Origin of the sequence: Actinoplanes sp. NPDC049316, assembly GCF_040677315.1 — a bacterium.
In the GTDB taxonomy this organism is placed as follows: Bacteria; Actinomycetota; Actinomycetes; order Mycobacteriales; family Micromonosporaceae; genus Actinoplanes.
This window is the reverse complement of sequence record NZ_JBFAQM010000051.1, coordinates 12954-38325: the sequence shown is the minus strand read 5'-3', so window position 1 is coordinate 38325 and position 25372 is coordinate 12954. Positions and strand designations below refer to the sequence as shown.

25 protein-coding genes and 2 tRNA genes are annotated in these 25372 nt (G+C 70.2%); 9 read left to right on the top strand and 18 right to left on the bottom strand.

The features are described 5' to 3' along the window. The 6 genes from AB0K03_RS40035 to AB0K03_RS40010 all read right to left on the bottom strand — a co-directional run. Nucleotides 1-110 (bottom strand): FAD-binding protein (locus AB0K03_RS40035; protein ID WP_364697045.1); only part of this gene is annotated, 110 nt, incomplete at its 3' end. A 1-nt stretch (nt 111) separates the two neighbouring features. Beyond that, complete coding sequence (locus AB0K03_RS40030; RefSeq protein ID WP_364697036.1) at nt 112-519, bottom strand: arsenate reductase ArsC; 408 nt, start codon at nt 517-519, stop codon at nt 112-114. A gap of 34 nt (nt 520-553) precedes the next feature. Then, entirely contained in the window at nt 554-1300 is a 747-nt protein-coding gene (locus AB0K03_RS40025; RefSeq protein WP_364697033.1) for an MIP/aquaporin family protein, read from the bottom strand. Nucleotides 1301-1337: 37 nt separating this feature from the next. After that, nucleotides 1338-2000: an arsenate reductase ArsC gene (locus AB0K03_RS40020; RefSeq protein ID WP_364697031.1), complete on the bottom strand. Its 663-nt coding sequence runs from the start codon at nt 1998-2000 to the stop codon at nt 1338-1340. After that, the gene (locus AB0K03_RS40015) at nt 1997-2683 is read right to left on the bottom strand and encodes a helix-turn-helix domain-containing protein (RefSeq protein WP_364697042.1); all 687 of its coding nucleotides are present in this window, start codon (nt 2681-2683) and stop codon (nt 1997-1999) included. Before AB0K03_RS40015 ends, AB0K03_RS40020 begins: the two co-directional genes overlap by 4 nt. Nucleotides 2684-2785: 102 nt before the next feature. Continuing rightward, nucleotides 2786-3505 (bottom strand): metalloregulator ArsR/SmtB family transcription factor, encoded by a 720-nt coding sequence (locus AB0K03_RS40010; RefSeq protein ID WP_364697028.1) that lies wholly within the window; start codon nt 3503-3505, stop codon nt 2786-2788. Nucleotides 3506-3662: 157 nt separating this feature from the next. On the opposite strand from AB0K03_RS40010, the gene AB0K03_RS40005 reads away from it, so the two are divergent. From AB0K03_RS40005 to AB0K03_RS39995, 3 genes are all read left to right on the top strand, one after another. Then, nucleotides 3663-5405 carry an FAD-dependent oxidoreductase gene (locus AB0K03_RS40005; RefSeq protein WP_364697025.1) on the top strand — a complete coding sequence of 581 codons (1743 nt, stop codon included), beginning with the start codon at nt 3663-3665 and terminating at the stop codon, nt 5403-5405. Then, a complete protein-coding gene (locus AB0K03_RS40000) occupies nt 5402-6634 on the top strand; it encodes an MFS transporter (RefSeq protein WP_364697022.1) in 1233 nt (410 codons plus the stop codon). Before AB0K03_RS40005 ends, AB0K03_RS40000 begins: the two co-directional genes overlap by 4 nt. Before the next feature lie 144 nt (nt 6635-6778). Then, complete coding sequence (locus AB0K03_RS39995; protein ID WP_364697019.1) at nt 6779-7081, top strand: hypothetical protein; 303 nt, start codon at nt 6779-6781, stop codon at nt 7079-7081. A 199-nt stretch (nt 7082-7280) separates the two neighbouring features. Here the strand turns inward: AB0K03_RS39995 and AB0K03_RS39990 are convergent, their stop codons facing one another. Further along, nucleotides 7281-7481 (bottom strand): hypothetical protein, encoded by a 201-nt coding sequence (locus AB0K03_RS39990; protein WP_364697016.1) that lies wholly within the window; start codon nt 7479-7481, stop codon nt 7281-7283. A gap of 171 nt (nt 7482-7652) precedes the next feature. Here AB0K03_RS39990 and AB0K03_RS39985 point away from each other — a divergent pair, with 171 nt between their 5' ends. After that, nucleotides 7653-7832, top strand: coding sequence for a hypothetical protein (locus AB0K03_RS39985; RefSeq protein ID WP_364697013.1), 180 nt, complete (start codon nt 7653-7655; stop codon nt 7830-7832). Nucleotides 7833-8282: 450 nt separating this feature from the next. Here AB0K03_RS39985 and AB0K03_RS39980 read toward each other — a convergent pair whose 3' ends face one another. From AB0K03_RS39980 to AB0K03_RS39960, 5 genes are all read right to left on the bottom strand, one after another. Further along, a complete protein-coding gene (locus AB0K03_RS39980) occupies nt 8283-9284 on the bottom strand; it encodes a GGDEF domain-containing protein (protein ID WP_364697011.1) in 1002 nt (333 codons plus the stop codon). A 685-nt stretch (nt 9285-9969) separates the two neighbouring features. Continuing rightward, nucleotides 9970-10043 (bottom strand) — tRNA-Ile (locus AB0K03_RS39975). Nucleotides 10044-10090: 47 nt separating this feature from the next. Beyond that, nucleotides 10091-10243, bottom strand: a complete 153-nt coding sequence (locus AB0K03_RS39970; protein WP_364697008.1) for a hypothetical protein — start codon at nt 10241-10243, stop codon at nt 10091-10093. Nucleotides 10244-10328: 85 nt separating this feature from the next. Continuing rightward, the gene (locus AB0K03_RS39965; protein ID WP_364697005.1) at nt 10329-11594 is read right to left on the bottom strand and encodes an NAD(P)/FAD-dependent oxidoreductase; all 1266 of its coding nucleotides are present in this window, start codon (nt 11592-11594) and stop codon (nt 10329-10331) included. A gap of 90 nt (nt 11595-11684) precedes the next feature. Next, nucleotides 11685-12689, bottom strand: coding sequence for a LacI family DNA-binding transcriptional regulator (locus AB0K03_RS39960; protein ID WP_364697002.1), 1005 nt, complete (start codon nt 12687-12689; stop codon nt 11685-11687). Between the two features lie 188 nt (nt 12690-12877). Between AB0K03_RS39960 and AB0K03_RS39955 the strand changes: the two genes are divergently transcribed. Genes AB0K03_RS39955 through AB0K03_RS39940 form a run of 4 tightly spaced genes read left to right on the top strand, consistent with a single transcriptional unit; the run spans nt 12878 to nt 17969 of the window. After that, complete coding sequence (locus AB0K03_RS39955) at nt 12878-13780, top strand: sugar ABC transporter permease (RefSeq protein WP_364696999.1); 903 nt, start codon at nt 12878-12880, stop codon at nt 13778-13780. Then, nucleotides 13780-14628, top strand: a complete 849-nt coding sequence (locus AB0K03_RS39950; RefSeq protein ID WP_364696996.1) for a carbohydrate ABC transporter permease — start codon at nt 13780-13782, stop codon at nt 14626-14628. Before AB0K03_RS39955 ends, AB0K03_RS39950 begins: the two co-directional genes overlap by 1 nt. A 10-nt stretch (nt 14629-14638) precedes the next feature. Continuing rightward, nucleotides 14639-15970, top strand: a complete 1332-nt coding sequence (locus AB0K03_RS39945; RefSeq protein WP_364696993.1) for a sugar ABC transporter substrate-binding protein — start codon at nt 14639-14641, stop codon at nt 15968-15970. A gap of 25 nt (nt 15971-15995) precedes the next feature. Continuing rightward, nucleotides 15996-17969, top strand: coding sequence for a beta-galactosidase (locus AB0K03_RS39940; RefSeq protein WP_364696990.1), 1974 nt, complete (start codon nt 15996-15998; stop codon nt 17967-17969). 119 nt (nt 17970-18088) lie between these two features. Here the strand turns inward: AB0K03_RS39940 and AB0K03_RS39935 are convergent, their stop codons facing one another. Both AB0K03_RS39935 and AB0K03_RS39930 read right to left on the bottom strand, forming a co-directional pair. After that, a complete protein-coding gene (locus tag AB0K03_RS39935) occupies nt 18089-18865 on the bottom strand; it encodes a hypothetical protein (protein ID WP_364696987.1) in 777 nt (258 codons plus the stop codon). A gap of 386 nt (nt 18866-19251) precedes the next feature. After that, nucleotides 19252-19324: transfer RNA gene (locus tag AB0K03_RS39930), tRNA-Asn, on the bottom strand. Nucleotides 19325-19716: 392 nt separating this feature from the next. Here AB0K03_RS39930 and AB0K03_RS39925 point away from each other — a divergent pair. Further along, on the top strand, nt 19717-20022 hold the full coding sequence (locus tag AB0K03_RS39925; protein ID WP_364696984.1) for a hypothetical protein: 306 nt from the start codon (nt 19717-19719) through the stop codon (nt 20020-20022). Nucleotides 20023-20094: 72 nt separating this feature from the next. Here AB0K03_RS39925 and AB0K03_RS39920 read toward each other — a convergent pair whose 3' ends face one another. From AB0K03_RS39920 to AB0K03_RS39905, 4 genes are all read right to left on the bottom strand, one after another. Then, nucleotides 20095-21102: a sugar phosphate isomerase/epimerase family protein gene (locus AB0K03_RS39920; protein WP_364696981.1), complete on the bottom strand. Its 1008-nt coding sequence runs from the start codon at nt 21100-21102 to the stop codon at nt 20095-20097. Between the two features lie 168 nt (nt 21103-21270). Then, nucleotides 21271-22359 carry a xylose isomerase gene (locus AB0K03_RS39915; RefSeq protein ID WP_364696978.1) on the bottom strand — a complete coding sequence of 363 codons (1089 nt, stop codon included), beginning with the start codon at nt 22357-22359 and terminating at the stop codon, nt 21271-21273. Nucleotides 22360-23063: 704 nt separating this feature from the next. Then, nucleotides 23064-24248 carry a Gfo/Idh/MocA family oxidoreductase gene (locus AB0K03_RS39910; protein ID WP_364696975.1) on the bottom strand — a complete coding sequence of 395 codons (1185 nt, stop codon included), beginning with the start codon at nt 24246-24248 and terminating at the stop codon, nt 23064-23066. 42 nt (nt 24249-24290) lie between these two features. Continuing rightward, nucleotides 24291-25334, bottom strand: coding sequence for a substrate-binding domain-containing protein (locus AB0K03_RS39905; protein ID WP_364696972.1), 1044 nt, complete (start codon nt 25332-25334; stop codon nt 24291-24293). Between the last annotated feature and the right edge of the window lie 38 nt (nt 25335-25372).

Below are 25372 nucleotides of genomic sequence, written 5' to 3'. Positions count from 1 at the left end.
TGGACGCCCTCGATGACGAGCGGCTTGAGGTTGGCCCGGGCCGCGTAGAGCGCCGCGGTGTATCCGGACGGTCCCGAGCCGATGATGATCAGGTTGCGCACGGCGTCCACCTCAGGTGGCCGGGATCAGGTCGGCTAGCAGTTGCTCGATGCGCCCCTTGATCTCGTCGCGGATCGGGCGCACGGATTCGACGCCCTTGCCCGCAGGGTCCTCGAGCTTCCAGTCCTCGTAGCGTTTGCCGGGGAAGTACGGGCAGGCGTCCCCACAGCCCATGGTGACGATGACGTCGGAGGACTCGACTGTGTCGTACTCCAGGATCTTGGGCCTCTGGTCGGTGATGTCGATGCCCACCTCGCGCATCGCCTCGACCGCAGCGGGGTTGATCGTCTCGGCCGGCGCGGAGCCGGCGGAGCGGACCTCGACCTTGTCGCCGGCGAGGTGGCGCAGCCAGCCGGCGGCCATCTGGGAGCGGCCGGCGTTGTGCACGCAGACGAACAGGACGGAGGGCTTGTCGCTCATGTTTCTTCCTCTGGGTTGGTGGTGGTCGGTTGGTTCAGACCCGGCTGCGGACCGGCTCGGCGTGGTCATGGGGGACGACGACCTGGTCGGCGTTGACACCGGCGTGGGGGTAGAGCGCAGCGAGTAGACCGATGCCGACGAGTAGACCGACGAGCTGCGCGCCGATGTAGGCCGGTACGGAGGCCGGGGCGATGCCGGCGAATGTGTCGGTGAAGGCGCGGCCGATGGTGACGGCTGGGTTGGCGAAGCTGGTGGAGGAGGTGAACCAGTACGCCGCTCCGATGTAGGCGCCGACGGCCGCGGGTGCGACGGCGGCCCGGCCGGAGCGTACGAGGGCGAAGATGAGCAGGAGCAGGCCGGTGGTGGCGACGACCTCGCCGAGCCACAGGTGCGTTCCGGTGCGGGTCTTGGTGGAGATGGTCACGGCGCTCAGGTCGAACATCAGATTCGCCAGTACCGACCCTGCGATCGCGCCGAGGATCTGAGCGGTGGTGTAGCCGGCGAGGTCTCGCAGGCTCAGGCCGGTGCCGTGTCGGCGGCCGAGCCACCAGTCGGCGGCCGACACGACGGGGTTGAAGTGGGCGCCGGAGACCGGGCCGAAGGTGAGGATGAGCGCGCCGAGCGCGAACGCGGTCGCGACGGAGTTCTGCAGCAGCTGTAGGCCGACGTTGCCGGGTGACAGCGTGGTGGCCATGATGCCGGAGCCGACGACGGCCGCCACGAGCAGTGCGGTGCCGACGAACTCGGCGAGCAGACGCCGCCAGGTCGCAACGGGGTTCATGAGCGCGGGTTCTCCCAGGGTTGTGCGGGTGTGGTGCTCAGCGGACGGGGACGTGCAGTTCGTCGAGGAGCTGCCGGACCCGGCGTTCGAGCTCGTCGCGGATGGGTCGCACGGCGGCGACATCGAGCCCGGCGGGGTCGTCGAGATCCCAGTTCTCGTAGCGGGTGCCGGGGAGGATCGGCCAGGCGTCGCCGCAGCCCATCGTGATCACGACGTCGGCGGCGTGCACGACCTCGTCGGTCCAAGGCTTGGGGTATTCCGCGGAGATGTCGATGCCACGCTCTTCCATGGCGGCGACCGCCGCCGGGTTGATCTCGATGCCGGGTTCGGAGCCACCCGACCATGCCACGGCGGCATCACCGGCGAGGTGGGTGAAGAAGCCGAGAGCCATCTGCGAACGGCCGGCGTTGTGGGTGCACAGGAACAGCACGACTGGTTTGCCGTCGCGGTGGTGTCCTTCGACGCGTGCGAGGGCTTGCAGGCGTTGCCGTGCGAAGCGTTCGGCGAGCAGCGGCAGGAAGTTCGGAATGCTGCCGACGGTGGCGAACTGGTCGTAACTGGAGTGCAGGAACCGTTCGATGGTTTCCGGCCCGTAGACGCCGTCGAACTCGCCTGCCAGCCGGGTGGCGGCGGTCTTGAGGGCCAGCTGCTGGTCGATGGACAGGTCGCGTTGCCAGGTCGGGGTGGTCAGATCGGTCACGGCTGATCTCCTGCGAGCCTGGGCGCCAGGCGGTCGATGCGCCCGGCCAGGTCGGTATACGCGGCCTCGAAGGCCGCGTCGGTGCCGACCCGGACCGGGTCGGGCACCGACCAGTGCAGCCGAGGGCTGGCCGCGCCGGTGGTGAGGTCTTCGTGTGCGTTGTCGCAGACCGCGATGACCAGGTCACCGTCGACGACGACGTCGCCTACGTGCGCCGTACCGGTCGGATCGAGCCGCAGCCCGTGCCTGCGCGCCACCGCAACGGCTTTGGGGTGTACGCGGGAAGCCGGGTGGGTGCCGGCGGAGGCGGCCGGACGGTGGGTGCGGTCGGACCACAGTGCGGCAGCCAGTTGCGAGCGGGCCGAGTTGTGGGTGCACACGAACACCACCCGCCGTGCGTCCGGCAGCTGCGGTGAGTCCAACAGCGCCAACGCGTCGGGGCACAGCCGTAGGTAGGTGCGGCGTCGATCAGCCTCCGAGCGCGTGCGCTCCAGCAGTCCGGCGTCGGCGAGCACCTTGACGTGGTGGGCAACGAGGTTGCTCGGAAGGTCCAGATTGCGGGCGATCTCGCCGGGCGACGCGTCGCCGAGGCACAGCGCGTCGACGATCGCGAGCCGCGCCGGGTCGCCCAGCGCGGCATGGATCCGCGCCCGCTCCACCACCGAGGAACCTTCAGTATTCATTGACTCAATGATGACTGAGATAATTCGTCCCAGGCAAGCGGGCAGCCAGTTGTTCACCTGCCAGTCATTTTGGCTCCGACTGCGCAGGTGTTCGGCGGCCCTTCAGAGGCTCCGGAACTCGTCGGCGGTGGCGCGCGCCTGCGCGGCGAGATCGGCCAGATGCAAAGCCGCACCTTGCAAGGCGTCCGGGACGATCCGGTAATACGTGTACCGGCCGCGAGACTCGGCGCTGACGACGCCGGCTTCACGCAGCAGCTTGAGGTGGCCCGACACGTTCGGCTGCTTGGCTCCGGTATCGGCAACCAGATGCGAGGTGGTGGCGGGCCCTTCGGCGAGGATCTGAACGATCTGCGCCCGCAACGGATCCCCGAGCAACCGCACCACATCAGGATTCGCTGATATCGCAGGGCCCTGAGAGCCGTGATCGGCCGCGGGGAGGGCCGTGACGCTGGGCGCGGGAAGGCGCGACGATGCGGCGCTGCCGGTGCTCAACAGGCCACCAAGCAGGTCGAGTGCTTCCGCGCGCAGCCGGTAGTAGGCCCAGGTGCCGACCCTGCGGGCCTCGACCATCCCGGCCTCGCGCAGCACCCGCAGGTGGTGCGAGATCGTCGCACCCGTGACGTCGAAAGCATCTGTCAGATCGCAGACGCAGACCTCGTCGGAGGCGGCGATCAGCGACAGCAGCCGCAGCCGGATCGGGTCGCTCAACGCCTTGAACAGCGGCGCGAGCTCGCCTGCCACCTGCGGGTCGAGGGCCCGCGCGGACAGTGGCGGGCAGCAGCCCTGCGACGCGGAGGTTTCCAGCATGGGAAGAACCGACATGGCCCTAGCTTGACATCGCTCTAATCAAGATGCAAGGTAGATGAAGTTCGACGCTGATCAAGACAGATCAGTCGCCAACGATGTGTACGGTCGGGCTGCGTCGTCAGTTCGACCGCCTCCCAAGCCGTCACGTCAGGCACTACCTGAAGGGCTTCCCATGAGTCAGAACCCGAGCGCTGGTCCTTGCTGCGGAACTGTAGATGCTGCCGCTGCGGCCGATTCGTGCTGCGACCCGGCCGCCAAGACTGAGGCAGTGGCTTCGGGCGCCGGCTGCTGCGGCCCCACCTCGGCCGAGGCGACCGACGTGTCAGAGGCGCCGGTAGCCGAAAGCGGCTGTTGCGGTCCGGCGAACGCCACATCACTGGTCACTGATGTGAATGTGCGGGCGGCTCCGGCCGAGGAGGTCCATGGTTCCGAGCTGCCGGTCGTGGTGATCGGTGCGGGACCGGTGGGCCTGGCCGCAGCGGCGCAGCTGCACGAGCGCGGTCTGCCGTTCCTTGTTCTCGAGGCCGGGGATGAGGTGGCCGCGTCGGTCCGGCAGTGGGGCCATGTCGGCCTGTTCAGCCCGTGGCGCTACAACATCGACGCCGCCGCCCGGCGACTGCTCGACGCCGCCGGGTGGGCCGCGCCCGATGACGACGGCCTGCCCACCGGTGGGCAGCTCGTCGAGGAGTACCTGCAGCCCTTGGCCAAACTTCCCGCAATCGGCGCGAACCTGCGTCTCGGCGCCCGGGTCGTCGCGATGAGCCGTGTCGGCACCGACCGGGTCCGCACCGCCGGACGCGCCGACCTGCCCTTCGTCGTACGCCTCGCCGACGGCACCGACATCACCGCCAGCGCCGTCATCGACGCCTCCGGCACCTGGCGCACCCCGAACCCGCTCGGCGTCAACGGGCTGCCCGCCCACGGCGAGGACCAGGCCGGCGACCTCATCGACCACGCACTTCCCGACGTGCTCGGCGCCGACCGCGAGCGCCACGCCGACCGGCACACCATCGTGGTGGGAGCCGGGCACTCCGCGGCGAACACGCTGCTCGACTTGGCCCACCTCGCCGAGACCGCGCCCGGCACTCGCATCACCTGGGTCGTGCGCGGCGGATCCGCGCAGCGCGCGTTCGGCGGAGAGGACGCCGACGAGCTGCCCGCCCGCGGCGCGCTCGGCAGCGGCCTGCGCACGTTGGTCGACACCGGCGCGGTCACCCTCGTGGCGGGCTTCGGCGTGCACACCGTACGCCGCACCGACAGCGGCATCGAACTCGTCGCCGCCGACGGACGCACCCTCACCGCGGACCGGGTCGTGTCCGCCACCGGGTTCCGTCCCGACCACTCGATCGCCACCGAGCTGCGTCTGGACCTCGACCCCATTCTGGGCTGCACCCGTACGCTGGCCGACCTGATCGACCCGAACGAGCACTCCTGCGGCACCGTGTCCCCGCACGGCTACCGCGAGCTGGGCCAGCCCGAACCGAACTACTACGCCGTCGGCATGAAGTCCTACGGCCGGGCTCCGACGTTCCTCATGGCCACCGGCTACGAACAGGTCCGCTCCATCGCCGCGGCGCTGGCCGGTGACTTCGAGGCCGCCGACGACGTGCAGCTCGACCTGCCCGAGACGGGCGTGTGCAGTTCCAACCTCGTCGCCGACAACGCCTCGCGCGAGATCGCCGCCCGTTTCGGGATCCCCGCGGACGTGCCGGGCAAGCTGGCCACCGCCACCATGGCCCTGCTGCCCACCGCGGCCAGCACCAGCGACGCCGTCCGCTCCGCCGCACAGCAGATCGGCCTCGACCCCGAGGTCGCCCTGCAGATCGCCGCGCTCACCGAACAGCCCGGAGCGCTGCCCAGCGTCGCCGGCCTGATCAGCCTCACTCCCGCGGCCGGCGGCAGCTGCTGCTCGTGACCCGACCGGCAACCCGACTCGTGCCCGCCGGTGTCACCGGCGGGCACGAGACCGTCACACCAGCGCGGAGGACCGGCATCGTCGCCGCTCTGGCGATCACCCAGACCATCGGGTACGGCACCCTCTACTACGCCTTCGCCGTTCTGCTCACACCGCTCGCGGTAGATCTGCACGCCTCCACCACCGCGGTGACCGGCGCATTCACGGCCAGCGTCCTGACCGGCGCCGCGCTGGCCGTACCCGTCGGCCGCTGGCTCGACCACCGCGGCGGCCGCGCCCTCATGACCGGCGGATCAGCCGCCGGGGCCCTGCTGCTCGTCGCCCTGTCCCAGGTCGACCGTCTCTGGCAGCTGTACCTGGTGCAGATCGGCATCGGCGCCGCAGCCGCCGCCAGCCTGTACGAAGCCGCATTCGCTGTCGTCATCGCCGTTACCACCGCCGAGCGCCGCTCGCGCGCACTCCTGGCCATCACCGTCGTGGCAGGCTTCGCGAGCTCCGTCTTCCTGCCGCTAACCGGATGGCTCACCGACGCCCACGGCTGGCGCGCCACACTGATAGTCCTGGCCGTGCTGCAGGCGCTCACGGTGCCACTGCACGCCTTCGTCCTGCGCGGATCCGCCCCTTCACGGACCCTGCGCCGGGCGTCGCAGGCGCCGTCGCGCGGGGTACGGGCCGCCCTCACCGACCGCGGGTTCTGGCTGCTCGCCATCGGCTTCACCGCGCACACCGCAGCGATCAGCGCATTCACCGTCCACCTTGTCGCCGCGCTGATCTCCTGGGGCCATCGGCCGGCGTTCGCGGCGACCATCGCCGGGCTGCTCGGCGCGCTGTCGGTCGCCGGGCGACTCATCACCACCGGGCTGCAACGTCGCCACCGCACCACCACCATCACTGCCACGATGTTCGCCGTGCAAGCAGCCGCGGCCCTGCTGCTCCCCATTGCGGGCGCAAGGACGGGCGGAGTCATCGGCGCCGTCATCGGCTTCGGACTCGGCTTCGGCGTCGCCACGCTCGCCAAGCCCATCCTGCTCGCCGAGCGCTACGACACCCGCCGCTACGCCACTCTCGCCGGCGCGCTCGTCGTACCGATGACTCTCGCCAAGGCCACCGCCCCGCTCGCCGCCGCCTACCTCCACACCGCCAGCGGCAGCTACGTCTCCGTGTTCGCCGCCGTCGCGCTCTGCTGCGCGCTCGCCGCAACCATGATCGCTGCAGCGTCGTCAGGCTAATCCGTTCGCGAGCAGCCTCGACGCGCCGCGAGGGCAGGAACGCGGCCACTGGTCAATCATGACTGCCCAGCTGTGGTGGCACCGTCGCATGCTGGGACCAGACGTCAGGAGAGCACCGGAAGCGCTCAAGTGACTAAGCGCGGCGTGGATCTGCTGTGGGAGCAGGGCACTCAGGGTGCATACCAGCTATTGTTCAATGCTCAGGACCGACCCTCTGCCTACCAGATCTGGCGCAGCGTCCTCGTGTTACGGGAGATCGAAGCAACTCTCCACCGCACTGCGAAGAACCGCCGGGCCCGGGCCGAGGCAATCGTGGAGCGGGGAGACCGACTCATCGCGCACATCGTCTTCCAAGCGCTGGACCTCGACGGTATAGACGAACCCGACACCGACTGGGACGCGGTCCTAACCCAGGTGCCGGACGCTTCCGAACGTGCCGTGGCGTGACTCGTCCATCACGTTGATGCCCAGTTCGGCCAGAATTCGATCGTATCCAGCACGCTCGCCGACCCCGACCGCTGTCGCACTCTCGCAGGTCTGGTCCTGGCGGACCTGGAGCGCGACGTCCCGATCCCCGACCTGCCACCGGAATACCGCATCGTAAAAATCCCAAAGCAACAGCGCCGGCCCAATGCCGTACCCACCCTCATCGATGCCAGAGCGCTGCCTGACGGACGCGTGCCGAGCGGAAGGTAGAACAGGCAGCGGCGGATCTTGTCGCGGTCGGGGTGCCGTCGACCAGGCCCTGATGCAGTTCGTGAAAACCGAGGCCCGCCGTGATCGCCAGCATGGCATCGGTGTCGTCGCCGCGCAGGTCGATGTAATCGCGGATCGCCGTGGCCCACATCGCCGGCTCGGACGCGACCGAGGTCGCGTCCGAGAAGCCAAGCAGTGCGATCGGCCAGGGCTTGGCGCGAGCCGAACCGTCGGCGACATCAGCGATCAGCGTGACGCTGCATCGTGAGGGCAGGTCTCGCCTGCAGGACGTGCAAGATCAGGAGGGAGGTACAGTCTCCGCGTGATCCGACTGGAGTACGATGACCGCGCTCCACGCCCGCGCTGGAAGTCAGTGCTGGGTCTCTCGGGTGGCTTTCTAGCCGTGCTAGTTGCGGCGATGGTGGCCATCGTTCTGGTGGTCGTCATCGTCTGGGGACTCTGGTTCCTCGGCACGACGCTCTACTGGCTTCCCCGCGGGTGACACCGACCGCGACCTGAAGTTGGTCTCTGGAGGACTTCTCGGCCCGGGCGGACGTCCCAGCCCAGCCATCGACGGGTTTCGCCGCTGGCCTCACACTGCGGGCGGCGCCCTCCCGCGGCATCCGGACGAAGCCCGCGGAAACTTGCCGAGTCCTCGGCGGTTCGGAGGGCTTCTTCATGTCTCGCGTCCGCCACAGGGCGCCGGGATGCGGGCGTTCCCGGCGGACCAGGAACCGGGTGCCCTCCGGCCAGCCGGCGGGGTCGAGCAGGCCGGTGATCTCACAGACCTCGACCCCGCGTCATAGGCCGACGGTAGGACTCGCACCGGTGGACAGCACCGCTCGGCCGACCTTCCGTTGAACCTGCGGGCCGGCAGCAGGTCGATTCCGCCGCACGCCGTGGTGTTCCCGTCCGAACCGGATCGCCCCAGGCGTCGTCCGCGGGATGCCAGTCAGCGGGAGGTCGGAGGAAACACACCGGGTACATCCTGCTCGCCGGCGGAAGGCGCTCCGTCCTCACACACGCGGTCACGGCCGTGCTGTTTGGCCCGGTACAGGGCCTCGTCGGCCGCTTTGATCAGCACGTCCGGTGATGCGGCGGTCGCCGGCTCCCTGGCCGCAACGCCGACGCTGACGGTAACGCAATCCCGTTCCGTCTCCGGGTGCGGAAGTGCGACGGCGGCCACCGCCGCACGCGCCCGTTCGGCAACCGCCCGGGCCCGTCCCGCGTCGGCGTCGGACAAGACGATGGCGAACTCCTCACCGCCGTATCGGCAGAGGAGATCGCTGCCCTCACGGACGGAGCCGCTCAGTGCCGCCGCGACACGGCGCAGACATTCATCGCCGGCGAGGTGACCGTATCCGTCGTTGTACTGCTTGAAGTGGTCCACGTCGATCATCGCGACGGCGACGGACCCGCCGGTGGCCAGGGCACGCTGCCACGCGTCGCTGAACCTCTCATCGAAATGCCGCCGATTCGCCAGCCCGGTAAGCGGGTCGGTCAGGGTCAACATCTCAAGCTGTTCGTTGACAATCCGCAGGGAATCCACCATCCGGTTGAATGCGACGGCGCTGGCTCCGAACTGATCCGGCGCGTCGGCGTCGAGCCGATACCGGCCCACATCCAACGTCAACCAGCCGTTCTCACCACCGGACGCGTCCAGCCGCTGCTGGAACGCCCGCATGCCATCGGCCAGCGGCCGCAACCGCCGGCACACCACCCGCCGAACCAGCAGATAGTTCCCCGTGGCCACGCCCAAGCCGGCGGCCAGACAAGCAGCGATGAACCTCACCCGGAACGCGTACGCGGACGGTACTCCCAGTACCACCACGAACATCGGAAAAATGACACCTGTGATCGCTCCCAGGGCCACCATCGACAGCGCGAGGTCCACGAAAACGGAACGCGGCCGGCGTCCGGCCCGGCGCCGCGCACCGCGGCTCAGATCCGTCATCTATGCGCGCCCTCCCCCCAGGCCAACCTATGCGGGCCAGCGCGCCGCCTCACTCGCTGATCACGTCCAGCGGGACAATCGGTTTCCCAGGGCTCGATCTGAGGGGTCGGCGCTGCGGCAACGAGTCCTGCCAGACCCGAGCGATCCGGCAGAGACAGCCGGTGCCAAGCGTCAGGAATGCGGCCTTCCCGGCGGTGTGGGCCCCAACTCGCGGAGCAGGTAGCAGGACGGCGCTCGCACCGTCCGTCGCGCCGGCCGACCGTACGGTGTGCGGTGACGTCTGTCCTCGCGTCGGATGACGGCCGATGACGTAGCGTGCCGCAGACCTCGCCGAGTGACACGCGATCCTCGTCCACCGGCTCGCCGACACCGAAGCGAGAGCGCTCTTCGACAGACTTGCGAACCATCCCGCACTGGGCGGCCCGGAATTCGACTTCGTCCGCGCGCCCAGCCAACCCGCGCGGTGATGTCGACGCAGCCCGCGCTCTCATGACAACCGCCCTGACCAGGCTTCCCGAGTCACCGCGAAATGCTCGGCCTCGCTATCGGCATCGACGCGCCACTGTCCGTCCGGCCCGCGAAGTCGCCGCAGGAAGCGCCTGAACGCGACACACCGAACGGCCAGATCAACACGGTTTGCGCAATACTTCATCCCCACACGCGTACGCCCAGCTCAAGTGCTCCGTGGGGCGGGCGGGACTCGAACCCGCGACCGAGGGATTATGAGTCCCCTGCTCTAACCCGCTGAGCTACCGCCCCGTACCGGCGGCGATCCTATCCCGCGGCGTCCAGGGCAAGCCAGCGATCTACTCGTCGTCGCCCTTCGGGGGTTCTTCCGGGTCCGGGTGGCCCGTGTCGTCGACCAGGCCGGGGGCCATGCTGCCGCCGTGTGCCTCCTGGGCGGGGTGGTCTTCGTCCGGGTTGCCGGGGGTGGGCTCGGGCTGCGTGTTGTCAGTCATGCACGGTGCTTACCCCGGGTCGGCGGCAGTCAACGCGGTGGAAGGGCGCGAAGCCGCACCGCTGACGAGCGCCGCGCAAGAGGCCTCAGCGCGCGCCGGCCAGTGCTCCCAAGGAGGCCAGCACTGCTCCCGCCGTGCGCCATCCTCCGGCCAGTGCTCCCTGGATGGAGGGGCTGTCCCGATGGTCTCCCGCGACGAACAGCCCATCGCCCAGCGCGACCGGCTTGCGGAGCCGGGCTTGCGGCACCGGCGCTGCGGGAAGAGCGTGCGGGATGGGTACGACCTTGAGCAGCTCCCAGTCGTCCGTGGGCACGCCGTAGATCCGTGCCAGCTCCACCCGCATCACCTGCTCCGAGGCACCCGACGGCGCCGCCACTCCGACGGTTGAGGCCGCGATCAGGGACCGGCCGGCCGGGGCGTATTCCGGGGCCGCGTTGGACATGACGATCGTGTTGGCCACGATTTCGCGGCGGTCGCCGTCCAGGAGGAGGGTGGGTTCGTCGATGGGGGCGTGCTGGGCGCCGAAGTAGTAGGTCGTGAGGCCGCGCATGTCCGGGCGGGGCAGAGCCGGTAGCAGTTCCGACGCTGTCACCGGGTCGGTGGCGACCACGACCGCCCGGCAGCGGATCTCTCCGCCTTCCGTGACCACGCGGCCCGGGGCGACTGCGAGCGTACGGGCGTTGACCAGCAGTTGCGGGTACGGCAGCGGGCCGGCGACCGCCGCCGGGAGCATGGCCATGCCGTGGGCCGGGACGCCGATGCGGCCTCGGGCGAAGGAGCGGAGCACCATCGCCAGGACGTGGCTCGACGTGTCGAGGGAGCGGTCGGCGAAGACGCCGGACAGGAAGGGGCGCAGGACCTCTTCGATGATGCGGTGCGACAGGCCCGCTTTGCGCAACGCCTCCTGGGTGGTCAGCTCGGGCGCGTCGAGGAGGCGGGCCGGCGGGTACGTCGCGCAGCGGGTCGCCAGGGCCGCGAACTTGAGGCGGTCGGCGAGCGTGCCCACCCCGCTGTTGAGGGTTTTCGGGGCGGCCATCGGGTCGCGGAGCGGGTTCTCCAGGCGGTGCAGGCGTCCGCCGCGGCGAACTAGTACGCCGGGCGTGAAATAGCGCATCTCCAGCGCGTCCACGTCGACCAGGGCAGGGACCCTCGGGTACGCGGTGTTGAGCACCTGGAAGCCGCGGTCGAGCCGCCAGCCGTCGACGACGTCCGTCGCGACGCGGCCGCCGAGGCGGTCGGCGGCCTCGACGAGCAGCCAGTCGACGCCGGCGCGGTCCAGCCGGCGGGCAGCGGCGAGCCCGGCTAGGCCGCCGCCCACGATGACGACGTCCACCTCTGGCGGCTGCGACACGGGCACCTCACAAGGGGACGAACAACGCAGGACCCAGCCTAACGGCGGAGGCCGCCCGGGGCAGGCGAAAGAACAACCGCGGGCAAGAGCTCAGGGGGCGCGCCGGGCCGCCGGTGGCGGCGCGGCGGTGCTCGATCGGTGCACCAGGACGGTGGGCACGAGCTCGGTGCCCGGGGTGATGCGTTCGCCGCGGATCTGGCCCAGCAGGCCGTGCACGCAGCGCCGGCCGACCTCGGCGAAGTCCTGGTGCACGGTGGTCAGCGGCGGCAGGTAGGACGCCGCGTCCGGGATGTCGTCGAAGCCCGCGACGCTGACCTGTTCGGGGACCCGGCGGCCGTGTTCGTGCAGGGCCCGCAGCACGCCCAGCGCCATCTGGTCGTTGGCCACGAAGACCGCGGTGCACGCGGGATCGGCGGCCAGGGTCAGACCGGCCCGGTATCCGGAGGTGGCGGACCAGTCGCCGCGCTCGACGGGTGGCACGGGCCGGCCGGCCTCCTCGAGGACGGCCCGCCAGGCCTGGGCCCGGCGCTCGGCCGAGAACGACTCGGCCGGGCCGCCGACGTGGTGGACCGTACGGTGGCCGAGCTCGAGCAGGTGCCGTACCGCCTGCCGGGCGCCGTCGGCCTGATCGGTGTCGACCACCGGGTAGCGGTCGCCGGCGTCGGAGTCGACGACCACGACCGGCATGCCCGGCGGCAGGGTGAGGTCGGTGGCGTCGAGCAGGTGGACTTCCATGATGACGATGACGCCGTCGACGGCGAGCTCACCGAGGCGGGTGAAGGCGCCCAGCACCCCGTCCTGGGTGGGGGCGGCCACCGGGATCAGCGTGATGGCGTACCCCTCGAGCGCGGCCTGCGTGGCGATGGCCTCGACCGTGCGGCTGTTGCCGGTGGTGGCGAGGGTGAAGAGGATGACCCCGATGGTGCGGAACTCGCCCAGCTTGAGCGCCCGGGCCGCGCTGTTGGGCCGGTAGCCGAGCTCCCGCATGGCGTCCAGAACGACCCGCCGGGTGGACTCGACGACGCCGGGGTGGCCGGTGGACACCCGGGACACGGTCTGCGACGACACCCCGGCGAGGCGCGCCACGTCCGCCATCGAGACCCCGCGCGACCGGCGGTTGATGGGCTTCCAGTCCGCCTCTGGTTTCCTTGACGATCCCGGCACCGGGTGAAACTATCACCGCCAAGTTTACGTAAACATCACGCCCGTCATCCTCCGGAAATCGCTGGTCAGCCGTGGCGCTCATCGATGTTTACGTAAACACTCGGGAGTCGGGAGGCAGGATGGCCATCACCTACGCCGGCGCGCGGGCCGGCGGACGGCGCCGACGCCGGTCGCTCGAGGGCTGGAAGTTCGCCGGTCCGTTCATGCTCGTGTTCGCGCTGGTCTTCCTGGCGCCGATCGGCTACTCGATCTACCTCAGCCTGTACCGCAACCGCCTCATCGGCGGGAACTCGTTCGTCGGGTTCGACAACTACACCCAGGCGCTCCAGGACGCGCAGTTCTGGTCCGGGTTCGGCCGGGTGGCGCTGTTCCTCGTGGTGCAGGTGCCGATCATGCTGCTGCTCGCGCTGCTGGTCGCGCTCGCCGTCGACAGCGGCCGGCTCTACGGCAAGGCCTTCTTCCGGGTGTCGATCTTCCTGCCGTACGCGGTGCCGGCTGTGGTGGCCACCCTCATGTGGGGCTTCATGTACAGCAACCAGTTCGGGTTGATCGGCAACATCAACGACGCCCTGCACGTCACGCTGCCCGAGCCGCTCTCCGCCGACCTCGCGCTCGCCTCCATCGGCAACATCGTCACCTGGGAGTTCGTCGGCTACAACATGCTGATCTTCTACTCCGCGCTGCAGGTCGTACCGGCCTCGCTCTACGAGTCGGCCGAGATCGACGGCGCCGGGCAGTTCCGGATCATCCGGGCCATCAAGCTGCCGCACATCCGCGGCGCGCTGGTGATCGCCACGATCTTCTCGGTGATCGGCAGCTTCCAGCTGTTCAACGAGCCCGCGATCATGCGGCCGCTGGCCCGCAACGTGATCACGACGGGATACACGCCCAACATGTACGCCTATTCGCTGTCGTTCTCGGGCCAGCAGTACAACTACGCCGCCACCGTGGCGATCATCATGGGCCTCATCACGATGGCCATCGCGTACGCCGTGCAGCTGCGCGGCGCCCGGGAGAAGTGATGGGCCGGCGGCGCAGTGCCGTGCTGACGGTCCTCATCGCGCTGGTCGCGATCTACAGTCTCGTCCCGCTGGCCTGGCTGGTGGTGAACGCGACCAAGACGCAGGAGGGCCTGCTCAGCTCGTTCGGCCTGTGGTTCGACGACGGCCGGTTCGCGCTGTTCGACAACGTCCGGCAGACCCTGACGTACGACGACGGGGTGTTCGTCCGCTGGCTCGGCAACACCCTGCTGTACGTCGTGGCCGGCGCCGGCGGGGCGACGCTGCTCGCGACCCTGGGCGGGTACGGGCTCGCCAAGTTCGACTTCCCCGGCAAGCGCGCGGTCTTCGCCGTCGTCATCGGCGCGGTCGCCGTGCCCGGCACCGCGCTGGCCGTGCCCACGTTCCTGATGTTCAGCAGGATGGGGCTGACGAACACCCCGTGGTCGGTGATCATTCCGTCCCTGGTCTCGCCGTTCGGGCTCTACCTCATGTGGACGTTCTCCCAGCAGGCCGTGCCCGACGAGATGCTGGAGGCGGCCCGGATCGACGGCGCCGGCGAGTTCCACACGTTCTTCCGCGTCTCGGCGCCGCTGCTCGGACCCGGCATCGTCACCGTCCTGCTGTTCACCGTGGTCGCCACCTGGAACAACTACTTCCTTCCGCTGATCATGCTGAAGGACCCGCAGTGGTACCCGCTCACCATCGGCCTGAACTCCTGGAACGACCAGGCCCAGACGGTCGGCGGCCAGGCCGTGTTCAACCTCGTCATCACCGGGTCGCTGCTGACGATCCTGCCCCTGCTCGCCGCCTTCCTGCTGCTGCAGCGGTACTGGCAGTCCGGCCTGGCCGCCGGAAGCGTCAAAGAATGAAAGGACGCCGATGTCTCGATTCCTGAAGGTGGCCGCCGCCGCGACCGCCGCGATCCTCACCCTCGCCGCGTGCAGCGACGACTCCTCCTCCGACATCACCACGCCCCCGGCGACCGGCTCCGAGGCGGACGTCACCGCCGCGCTGCAGAAGGGCGGCAACCTCACCGTCTGGGCCTGGGACAGCACCGTCAAGGACGTCGCCGCGGGCTTCGAGAAGAAGTACCCGAACGTCAAGATCAATCTGGTCAACGCGGGGACCGGCGACAAGCAGTACACGGCGCTGCAGAACGCGATCGCGGCCGGCAGCGGCGTGCCCGACGTCGCGCAGATCGAGTACTACGCGGTGCTGCAGTTCGCGATCGCCAAGTCGCTGGCCAACATCTCCGGCTACGGCGCGTCCGGACTGAAGAGCAGCTTCACCCCCGGCCCCTGGAACGCGGTGACCCCGAACGGCGGCGTCTTCGGGTTGCCGCTCGACTCCGGGCCGATGGCGCTGTTCTACAACAAGGAGGTGTTCGACAGGTACGGCATCGCGGTGCCCGCCACCTGGACCGAGTACGTCGAGGCCGCCCGCAAGCTGCACAAGGCGAACCCCAAGGCGTACCTGACCGCGGACACCGGCGACGCCGGCTTCACCACCAGCATGATCTGGCAGGCCGGCGGCAAGCCGTACCAGGTCCAGGACACGACCGTACGGATCGACTTCGCCGACCCGGGCGCCACCGAGTTCGCGACCGTCTGGCAGCCGATGATCAGTGAGAAGCTCGTCGCGCCGATCCCGCCGTGGACCGACCAGTGGTTCAAGGCGCTCGGCGACGGCACCATCGCGAGCCTGCCGACCGGCGCCTGGATGCCGGGCAACCTCGCCTCCGGGGCGGCGGCCGCGTCCGGCAAGTGGCGGGTCGCGCCGATGCCGCAGTGGGAGGCCGGCGGCCAGGCCAGCGCGGAGAACGGCGGAAGCTCGCTGGGCGTGCTCGACAAGTCGGCGAACAAGGCGCTGGCGTACGCGTTCGTCAAGTACGCCTCGGTGGACGAGGGCAAGGACCTGCGGATCAAGGGCGGCGCCTTCCCGTCCACCACGGCCGACCTGCAGAGCCCGGCGTTCCTCAACACGCCGTTCCCGTACTTCGCCGGGCAGAAGGCCAACGAGATCTTCGCCAAGTCGGCCCGGCAGGTCGTCCCCGGCTGGTCGTACCTGCCCTTCCAGGTGTACGCCAACAGCGTCTTCAACGACACGGCCGGCAAGGCGTACGTCTCGTCGACCACGCTCGCCGACGGGCTGAAGGCCTGGCAGGAGAAGTCCGCGAAGTACGGCACCGAGCAGGGCTTCACCGTCAAGTGATCCCCCGCCGGAGCAAGGAGATCCCATGTCGCCCCGTTGGTTGCGCCGAGCGGGCGCCCCGCGTCTGGAGTACGGCGCCGACTACAACCCCGAGCAGTGGCCACGTGACGTGTGGGACGAGGACGTCCGGGCGATGCGCGCCGCCGGCGTCACGATCGTCTCGCTGGGCATCTTCTCCTGGGCCCGGCTCGAGGTCGCCGACGGCGAGTACGACTTCGGCTGGCTGGACGACGCGATGGACCTCCTGCACGCCAACGGGATTCTCGTCGATCTCGCCACGGCCACCGCCTCGCCCCCGCCGTGGCTGACGACGGCGCACCCGGAGATCCTGCCGGTGGACCGGGAGGGTCGCACGCTGTGGCCGGGCGGGCGGCAGCACTGGCGGCCGACCTCCCCGGTCTTCCGCCGGTACGCGCTGCGCCTGGTCCGCGAGATCGCCACCCGGTACGCCGGCCACCCGGCGCTGGCCGCCTGGCACGTCAACAACGAGCTCGGCTGCCACAACGTCTACGACTACTCGGCCGACGCGGCGGCGGCGTTCCGCGGCTGGCTCCGCTCCCGGTACGGGTCCCTCGAAGCCCTCAACGAGGCGTGGGGCACGGCCTTCTGGTCGCAGCACTACGGGAACTGGGACGAGATCCTGCCGCCGCGGCTTGCCGCCACCCATCCCAACCCGGGTCAGCAGCTGGACTTCAAGCGCTTCTCCTCGGCGGTGCTCAAGGACCACCTGATCGCCGAGCGGGACATCCTGCGGTCCATCACCCCCGAGGTGCCGGTGACGACCAACTTCATGGTGATGGGCGAGACGAAGGGCATGGATTACGCGGACTGGGCAGCCGAGGTCGACTTCGTCGCCAACGACCACTACCGGCATCCGGGTCCGCGGTCCCGCGACGAGCTGTCGTTCTCGGCGAACCTGACCGGCAACCTGGCCGGCGGGCGGCCCTGGTTCCTCATGGAGCATTCGACCAGCGCGGTGAACTGGCAACCCGTCAACCTCGCCAAGCGACCCGGCGAGCTGGAGCGCGACTCCCTGACCCACGTGGCGCACGGCGCCGACGCGGTCTGCTTCTTCCAGTGGCGGCAGTCCCGGGCCGGGGCCGAGAAATACCACTCGGCGATGGTCCCGCACGCCGGCACCGGCAGCGACGTCTTCCGGTCGGTGTCGGCCCTGGGCGCCCGCCTGCGGGACCTGGCCTTCGTGGCCGGCGCGCCGCGGACCCGCGCGCGGGCCGCCGTCGTCTTCGACTGGAACTCCTGGTGGGCCGCCGAGCAGGACTCCCATCCCACGGACCGGTTGCGCTACCGCCGGGAGGCCCTCGACTGGTACGCGGCGTTCCTCGACCTGGGCGTCCGCGTCGACGTGGTGCCGTTGTCCGCGCCGATCGAGGAGTACGACGTCGTGGTGGCGCCGGTGCTGCACGTCGTCCCGGCCGAGGTCGCCGAGCGCCTGTCCGCGTACGTGGGAAACGGCGGCCACCTGGTCACGACGTACTTCTCCGGCATCGTGGACGAGAACGACCACGTCTGGCTCGGCGGCTACCCCGGTGCGCTGCGCGACCTGCTGGGCATCCGGATCGAGGAGTTCGCGCCGCTGCTCGACGACGAGCACGTGCTGCTGGACAACGGCACGACCGGAACGCTGTGGACGGACCGGATCGACGTCACCGGCCCCGGGACCGAGGTACTGGCGTCGTACACCTCCGGTGACCTGGCCGGACGCCCCGCGGTGACCCGTCGGACCGTGGGAACCGGCTCCGCCGCGTACGTCTCCACCCGGCTCGGCCCGGACGGCCTGGCGCCGCTGCTCGGCGATCTGCTCTCCCGGGCCGGCGTGGACAGCGAACTCCCCCGCGCGCTGCGCGGCCGCGTCGAACTGGCGGTGCGCGGCGACGTCCGCTTCCTGATGAACCGCACCGCCGAGGAGATCGACCTGACCGCTTTCGGCCTCGGGCTCGCGACGCTCCCCGCCGGCGCTGTGGCCGTCACCGTGTCCTGAACCGGCCTGCGGCCGGGCCGGGTGACACCTGTGCGAGGAGAGGGGCCGCCGGGTGACCGCTGCGGCTGAGCCCAGGCTCAACCGGTCGGCCGCCGGTACGAAGTAATACGTGCTGTGGCTTACGACTCCTTGATGACATCCGCGAGCAGCGCGACCGCGGCGGCCGCGTTCGGCTTGACCGCGCCGCGTGACGCGAAGTCCTTGGCCCGGACGAGCAACTGCCGCTGTCCCTGCTCGACGTCGCGCGCCAGGACCCCGGTCAGGAACCGGCGTACCCGGGGCCGCAGATCCGCGCCGACCAGGTCGTCGGACACCGTGCCCGCGTCCAGACGGGCGACGGCGGCGTCGATGGCCGCTGCGGCGTCCGGCAGGTACAGGTAGTCGGGGCCCTGCGGCAGACGCTGGCGGGTCAGATCCGCGCCACCACGGAAGGATGTCTTGACGAGTTCGGCGCCGGAGAAATCGTTGCCGTGGAACTCGTTGGCCGTGCGGGTCATCAGGGCCCGCACCCTTTCCGGCGGCTCCCCGAGCCCTTGCTCGCTGAGGCCGCGCACATACGACCGGTAGCGCGACTCCCCGGACTGCGGGAGCGGTGCGCCCCAGAATTGCCCGGAGCGCACCGTGCCGGACACCACACAGTCGACCATGTCCACGAACTCGCCGTCCCACTCGCGCAGGTCCACGTCGCGGAAGGTGCACCGGACGAACCGCGCGAACCCAGCCATCGCCCGCTGGATCCGGGCGCCGTCGAAGGTGCAGTCCACGTACTCGGACACCTCCACGCCGGCGCCGAACGACACTGTCTCCACCCGCATCCCGGCGAAGACGCAACGGTCGAAGCGCGAGCCGTGTGCGCCGAAGGACCCGAGCCGCAGGCCGGCGAAGTCGTTCTCCACCAAATGCTCGTGGTCGAAGAACAGCCGGTCACTTGGCCCAGGTGTAGGTGGCGTACTCACAGGCGAGGTAGTCACCACCCTCTTCTTGTGGGCCTTGACCGCCTCGGGCGTGGTCAGCTCGACGAGCTTGCCGTTCCAGTTGTCGAGGAAGTCCGGCCTGGTGGTCCGGGGACAGACGGACGGCAGGTCATCGGCTACCCGGAAGTCGTCGTCCAGACCGCGCGGCGGGATCAGTCGACGAAGCTCGGCGTCGACGGTCGACCGGGAGCGGTGTGGTCGCGGAAAACCGTGGGCCTTCCATACCGGCGCGTTCCAGGCTAACCGTGGTGAAGCGAGAGAGGGAGATCAGTTCTCCGAGAGCCAGGGAATGTCTCCCCGGTCGAAAGCTCCCCCGATTGGACTCGAACCAATAACCTGCCGGTTAACAGCCGGCTGCTCTGCCAATTGAGCTACAGGGGATCGGACCGCGGCTTCCCGCTCTCGCGGGCTGTCGTGGTGACCGGGAAAACAATACATGACCGAGGCGGCGTCGCGCGCGAGGGGTACCCGACACACCCGATCAGCCCAGCGCCGGCGGGCGGGACAGGGGCCGGCGCACGTGGGTGGACGGGGCGGCGGCAAACGCCCAAACAGTCTTGAACGCCCCTCCAGCCCGGAGAGCGGGCCTCCGAGTCGGCCCGGAACGCGCTCGGACGGGGCCTCGCAGGCCCGTACGTCACCCCCTGCGAGGGATCCGACACACCCGGAGAGCCGCAACACTGACGAAACGCGGTCCGGGCGAATGATCCAGCGGCAGGATGGGTATGGACCGGAACCAGACGCACGCGCGTCAACGAACGGAAGGAGCCGCCATGCGCGGAAAGCTCATGTTCATCACGGGTCTCGCGGCGGGCTTCGTCCTGGGCAGCCGTGCCGGCCGGGAGAAGTACGAGGAGATCGCGGCCAACGCGAAGAAGGTGTGGGAGCACCCGACGGTCCAGGAGGCCGCCGGCGTCGCCCAGGCGCAGGCCAACAAGCTCTACACCGAGGGCAAGGACAAGCTGAACCAGTCCAAGCTCGGTGAGAAGCTCTCGTCGGCCAGCTCGTCGTCGGACTCCACCACCAGCGACCTGTCGACCTCGAGCGTCAGCTCGAACAGCACGGGCACCACGTACTGATCCACCGCAGCTGAACGGCCCGGCCCCCGCTGAGGGACCGGGCCGTCGGCATGTGGCCGGACAGAGGCTGTGTCAGGACGAGGACGAGAAGGCCGCGTCGAAGGCTGCGGACGGCGCGTCGAAGGCGAGCCGCCGTACGAACTGCAGCGCTTCCGGCGCGCCCACCAGCCGGTCCATCCCGGCGTCTTCCCATTCGATCGAGATGGGGCCGTCGTAGCCGATGGCGTTGAGCGCCCGGAAGCAGTCCTCCCAGGGCACGTCGCCGTGGCCGGTCGAGACGAAGTCCCAGCCTCGGCGCAGGTCCGCCCAGGGCAGGTGGGACGACATGCGGCCGCGGCGGCCGTCGCCGGTGCGGACCTTCGCGTCCTTGCAGTCGACGTGGTAGATGCGGTCCTGGAACTCGAGGATGAAGTTGACCGGGTCGAGGTCCTGCCAGACGAAGTGGGACGGGTCCCAGTTCAGGCCGAACGCCGGGCGGTTGCCGATGGCCTCGAGCGTGCGGCGGGTCGTCCAGTAGTCGTACGCGATCTCGCTGGGGTGGACCTCGTGCGCGAAGCGAACGCCGACCTCGTCGAAGACGTCGAGGATGGGGTTCCAGCGGTCGGCGAAGTCCTGGTAGCCGCGCTCGATCATCGCCGGCGGCACCGGGGGGAACATCGCCACGGTGTGCCAGATCGACGAGCCGGTGAAGCCGACCACCGTCTGCACGCCGAGCTTGGCGGCGGCGCGGGCGGTGTCCTTCATGCGTTCCGCGGCTCGTTCGCGTACCCCCGCGGGGTCGCCGTCGCCCCAGATCGCCGCCGGCAGGATGTCCTGGTGGCGTTCGTCGATCGGGTGGTCGCAGACCGCCTGGCCGACGAGGTGGTTGGAGATCGCGAAGACCCGCAGGTTGTGCTTGGCGAGCTGTTCGCGCTTGCGGTCGATGTAGTCGTCCTCGGCGAGCGCCCGGTCGACCTCGAAGTGGTCACCCCAGCAGGCGATCTCGAGGCCGTCGTAGCCCCATTCCGAGGCGAGCCGGCAGACCTCCTCGAACGGCAGGTCGGCCCACTGGCCGGTGAAGAGCGTGATGGGTCGCGCCATGAGTCATCTCCCTGTTCGCAGGCTCTACGAAGAGGGTTCCAGCGCCGGCGCGAGGTGACCGGCAGGGCACGCCCCGGGGGGACGTCGCGGCCGCGCCGGGTTTGCGCCTCCCGGCGGGCCCGCCCGTCCGGGTGGCGCCAGGTCAAACTCTAGGTGCGGGCGGCCCGCTCAACAAGAGATGTGGACGGCCGGCGGGGACAGGCCGAGCTCCGCGAGCTCGGTCGCGCTCTGCGCCTCGATGTCGAGATGCTCGGTGCCGGGCAGGTCGCCGGCCATCAGCTGCCGGACTGCCGTCCGCCAGACGCCGGTGGTCGCGCTGAGCGGCGCCGGTGGCTGCTCTTTCAACGGTACGGGGGCCAGCACCCGCCAAGGCCCCGCGGGCGAGTCCCGGAGCGCATCGCTCAGGTCGGGCAGGTAGCCGCCGTCCGGGGTGGTGACGGGGTGCGGGTGTCCCTCCTGCACGTACCCGCGCAGCGCCCCGGCGGCCGCGGCCGGGTCGTCGGCCTGCAGGGCGGCCGTGACCTGCGCCTGGATCACCGGCACGCCCGCGCCGGCCAGCCGGTCGAGGTACGCGCCCGGCTCCTCCCAGGTGCAGGCGAGCGCGGCCAGGTCGAGGCTGACGCCGAGGCGGTCCTTGTCGACCCGGGCGAAGGCGGCGGCGATCGAGGCGGAACCGTCGAGCACGGCGCCGGGACCGGGGCGGAAGCCGACCCGTACGGCGCGGCCGGTCTGCCAGGCCACCTCGGCGAGCCCGCCGGAGAGCCGGCCCAGGATGCGCGCGCACGCCTTCTGCTTGGCCTCGTCCCAGCCGTCGGCGCGACCGAGGCCGATCGTGCTGACGGCGCCGCGGACGGCGTCGTCGGGCAGCAGGTCGACGAGGATGCGGGCCAGGTCCAGCGTGTACTCCAGGCGCGCCGGGTCGCTCCAGTCGGGACCACCGTCGATCCGGCCGGGGCCCTCGGAGCCCTCGTCGCCGCCCTGCGCGTACGGCACTCCGCTCAACGTGACGACCTCCAGCCCGCGGGCTGTCAGCTCGGCACGAAGCCGGGTACGGGAGCGCCCGTCGACAGCGAGGGCGGCGGCGAGGGTGGGCGGGAGCCAGAGGCTCACCCCGAGGGTGTCCACGTCCACACGGGACCGGACGGCTTTGGCGTACGCGTCGAGCTGCTCGACGACGGCCGGGAGGTCCCGGGCGGGCCGTACCGCGGTGCCGTGGGTCAGGTGGACGACCCGGCCCGAATGGTGGCGCAGACGCATCAGAATCCCTCCTGGAGCGGGGCGTCACCGGTGCATTCGCACGTGCATCGGTTCGTGCTGCGTCCAGTATGGACCATTTGGCCGCGGGTCACCGCTGCCGTCGTGGCGGACCGACGGGGTGCCATGACGCCTCCATCCGTGGGGTTGTCTGCCCTCGGATACGAGCCTCGGCGTGTTGCCGGATCAGCGGCGTACTGGCCGTGCGACGCCGTGACCGGTGCGAACATGATCCACAGAAGCCGGGCGCATCGGCGATCATTGATGTCACCGCCCTTGCTGAGCAGCCCGGGAAGGCGGCGGAAGGCAAGTCGGCGCACCGGCACAGAGAGCGATTTCTGTGCATCAATTGCACACTCGGGCATGCACTGGACAGTGCCGCGTGCGGATGGCAGGCATGCAGATGCACGCGGCGGATGGCCGGCGCTTCACCGCGGGCTGCCGTCACGACGCGCCGCTGTGGACGACGGGACGAGCCGGCGGGGCGCGAGCGGCCGCGGGTGACCCGCGATCCGGCCGGATGGCGGCGCGGGGAGGCCGGGACGGCACGGCCCGCGGCGTGTGCCACGGGGCCGTGCTGTGCCCGTACTTGTGAAGTGTGGATGTTCGGCAGCGGCCGGGAACCCGGCGGCCGATGCCGGAAGACAGGGCCCGTCACGGTCCGGGGCGCAACCGGACCGTGCCTCGCGGGCCGCGGCGGGTTCGGATCAGACAGTGGCCAGTTGCGCCTCCACCGGGACCCAGGCCGAGGAGGCCGCCGAGCGTTCCACGGCGTCGAGGACGAGTTGGACCTGGAGGGCGTCCGCGAAGGACGGTGCCGGGTCCTCCCCGGCCGCGATCGCGGCGATCAGGTCGTGGACCTCGTGGGTGAAGGAGTGTTCGTAGCCGATGAGGTGGCCGGCCGGCCACCACGCCGCCATGTACGGGTGGTCCGGCTCGGTGACGAGGATGCGGCTGAAGCCCTGTTCCGCGGTGGGGACCGTGGCGTCGTAGAACTCGAGCTCGTTCATCCGTTCGAAGTCGAAGGCGACCGAGCCCTGCGAGCCGTTGAGTTCGACCCGGAGGCCGTTCTTGCGCCCCGTGGCGAAGCGGGTGGCCTCGTACGTGGCCACCGCTCCCCCGTCGAGCCGGGCCAGGAACAGCGCCGCGTCGTCCACGGTGACCTCGCCGGAGCCGGCGTGCCCGTTGCCCGCGGCCGACAGGCCGGACGCCTCGACCGGCAGCGGGCGCTCGCGGACGAACGTCTCGGTGAGGGCGCTGACGCCGGTGATGAGCTGGCCGGTGACGTACTGGGTGAGGTCGACGATGTGCGCGCCGATGTCCCCCAGCGCGCCGGAGCCGGCGACATCCTTGCGCAGCCGCCAGACCAGCGGGAACTCCGGGTCGACGATCCAGTCCTGCAGGTAGACCGCGCGGACGTGACGCAGGGTGCCGATGCGCCCGGAGGCGACGAGCTGACGCATCAGCGCGACGGCCGGCACCCGGCGGTAGTTGAACCCGCACATCGCGCGGATCCCCTTGGCCTGCGCCGCGGCCGCGGCCTCGGCCATCTCCCGGGCCTCGGCCACCGAGTTGGCGAGGGGTTTCTCGCAGAGAACGTGTTTGCCGGCGGCGAGCGCCGCGAGGGCGATCTCCGCGTGCGTGTCGCCCGGCGTGCAGATGTCCACCAGGTCGACGTCGTCCCGCTGGACGACCGCACGCCAGTCGGTGGCGTGCGCCTCCCAGCCGAGCTTGGCGGCCGCGGCCGCGACCTTGCCCTCGTCGCGGCCGCAGACCACCGACATCCGTGCCGACAGCGGCAGGTCGAACGCGTGGTTGACGGTACGCCAGGCCTGTGAGTGCGCGGCGCCCATGAACGCATAACCGACCATGCCGACCCGCAGCTGCCCCATCGTGCTCTCCGATCGTGTGTTCGCTTGTCGTTCGGGAGACCGTCAGAAACCGAGCTTGCTGTACTGCTCCGCGTTCTCCTTGGTGATCGTTTCCGAGGCGAGCGTGATCTCCTTGGGCACCTGCAGCTCCACCAGGTCCGACATGCCCTTGCCCTGGCCGATGAGGCGGGCCAGCGAGATCGCCGAGGACGCCATCGACGGGCTGTACGTGACGGTCGCCTTGAGCGGGGTGTTGTCGGCCTTGATCGCGTCGATGGCCGCCTTCGAGCCGGCGCCACCGACCATGAAGAACTCCTTGCGGTTCGCCTGGTTGATCGCCGCCAGCACGCCGATGCCCTGGTCGTCGTCGTGGTTCCAGACGGCGTCCAGCTTGGGCAGCGCCTGCAGCAGATCGGTGGCCGCCCGCTGCCCGCCGTCGGCCGTGAAGTCCGCGGGACGCCGGTTGGCCACCTTGAACCCGAAGGTCGCGAGGGCCTCGTTGAAGCCGGCCGTCCGCTCCTGGGTCAGCTCGAGCGAGTCCACCCCGGGGATCTCGCCGATGATGGGGTTGCTCACGTTCTTGGCCTTGAGCTGCTGCCCGATGTAGGTGCCGGCGGCGATGCCCATGCCGAAGTTGTCGCCCTTGAGCTGCACCCGGTAGGCGGCCTTGTCGGGGAACGCCCGGTCCAGGTTGATCACCGGGATGCCCGCGCGCATGGCTTCCAGGCCCATCGCGTTCAGCTCCTTGCCGTCGTGCGGGAGCATCACGATGACGTTCGGCTTCTGCGAGATCAGGGTGGACAGCGCCGCCCGCTGGGCCGCGGCGTCCGCGCTGGCCGCGACCGCGTTGAACTCCACGTCGGTGTAGGCGCCGGCCTGGGCCTTCGCGTTGTTGGTGATCGCGGCGAGCCAGCCGTGGTCGGCCGCCGGGGCCGAGAAACCGATGACGACCTTCTTGCCGGGGGCCGCGTTCGGGTTCGAGTCCCCGTTCTGGTTGTTCACCTGCGTGTTCTCCTGCGGCGTGTTGCTGGTGCAGGCGGTGAGCAGGGCGCCGGCGCCGAGGGCGGCGCCACCGAAGAGGATGCGACGACGGGACATGTCGGACATGTTTTCTCCAGGGGTGACCGGGCGGCCGTCATCGGTCG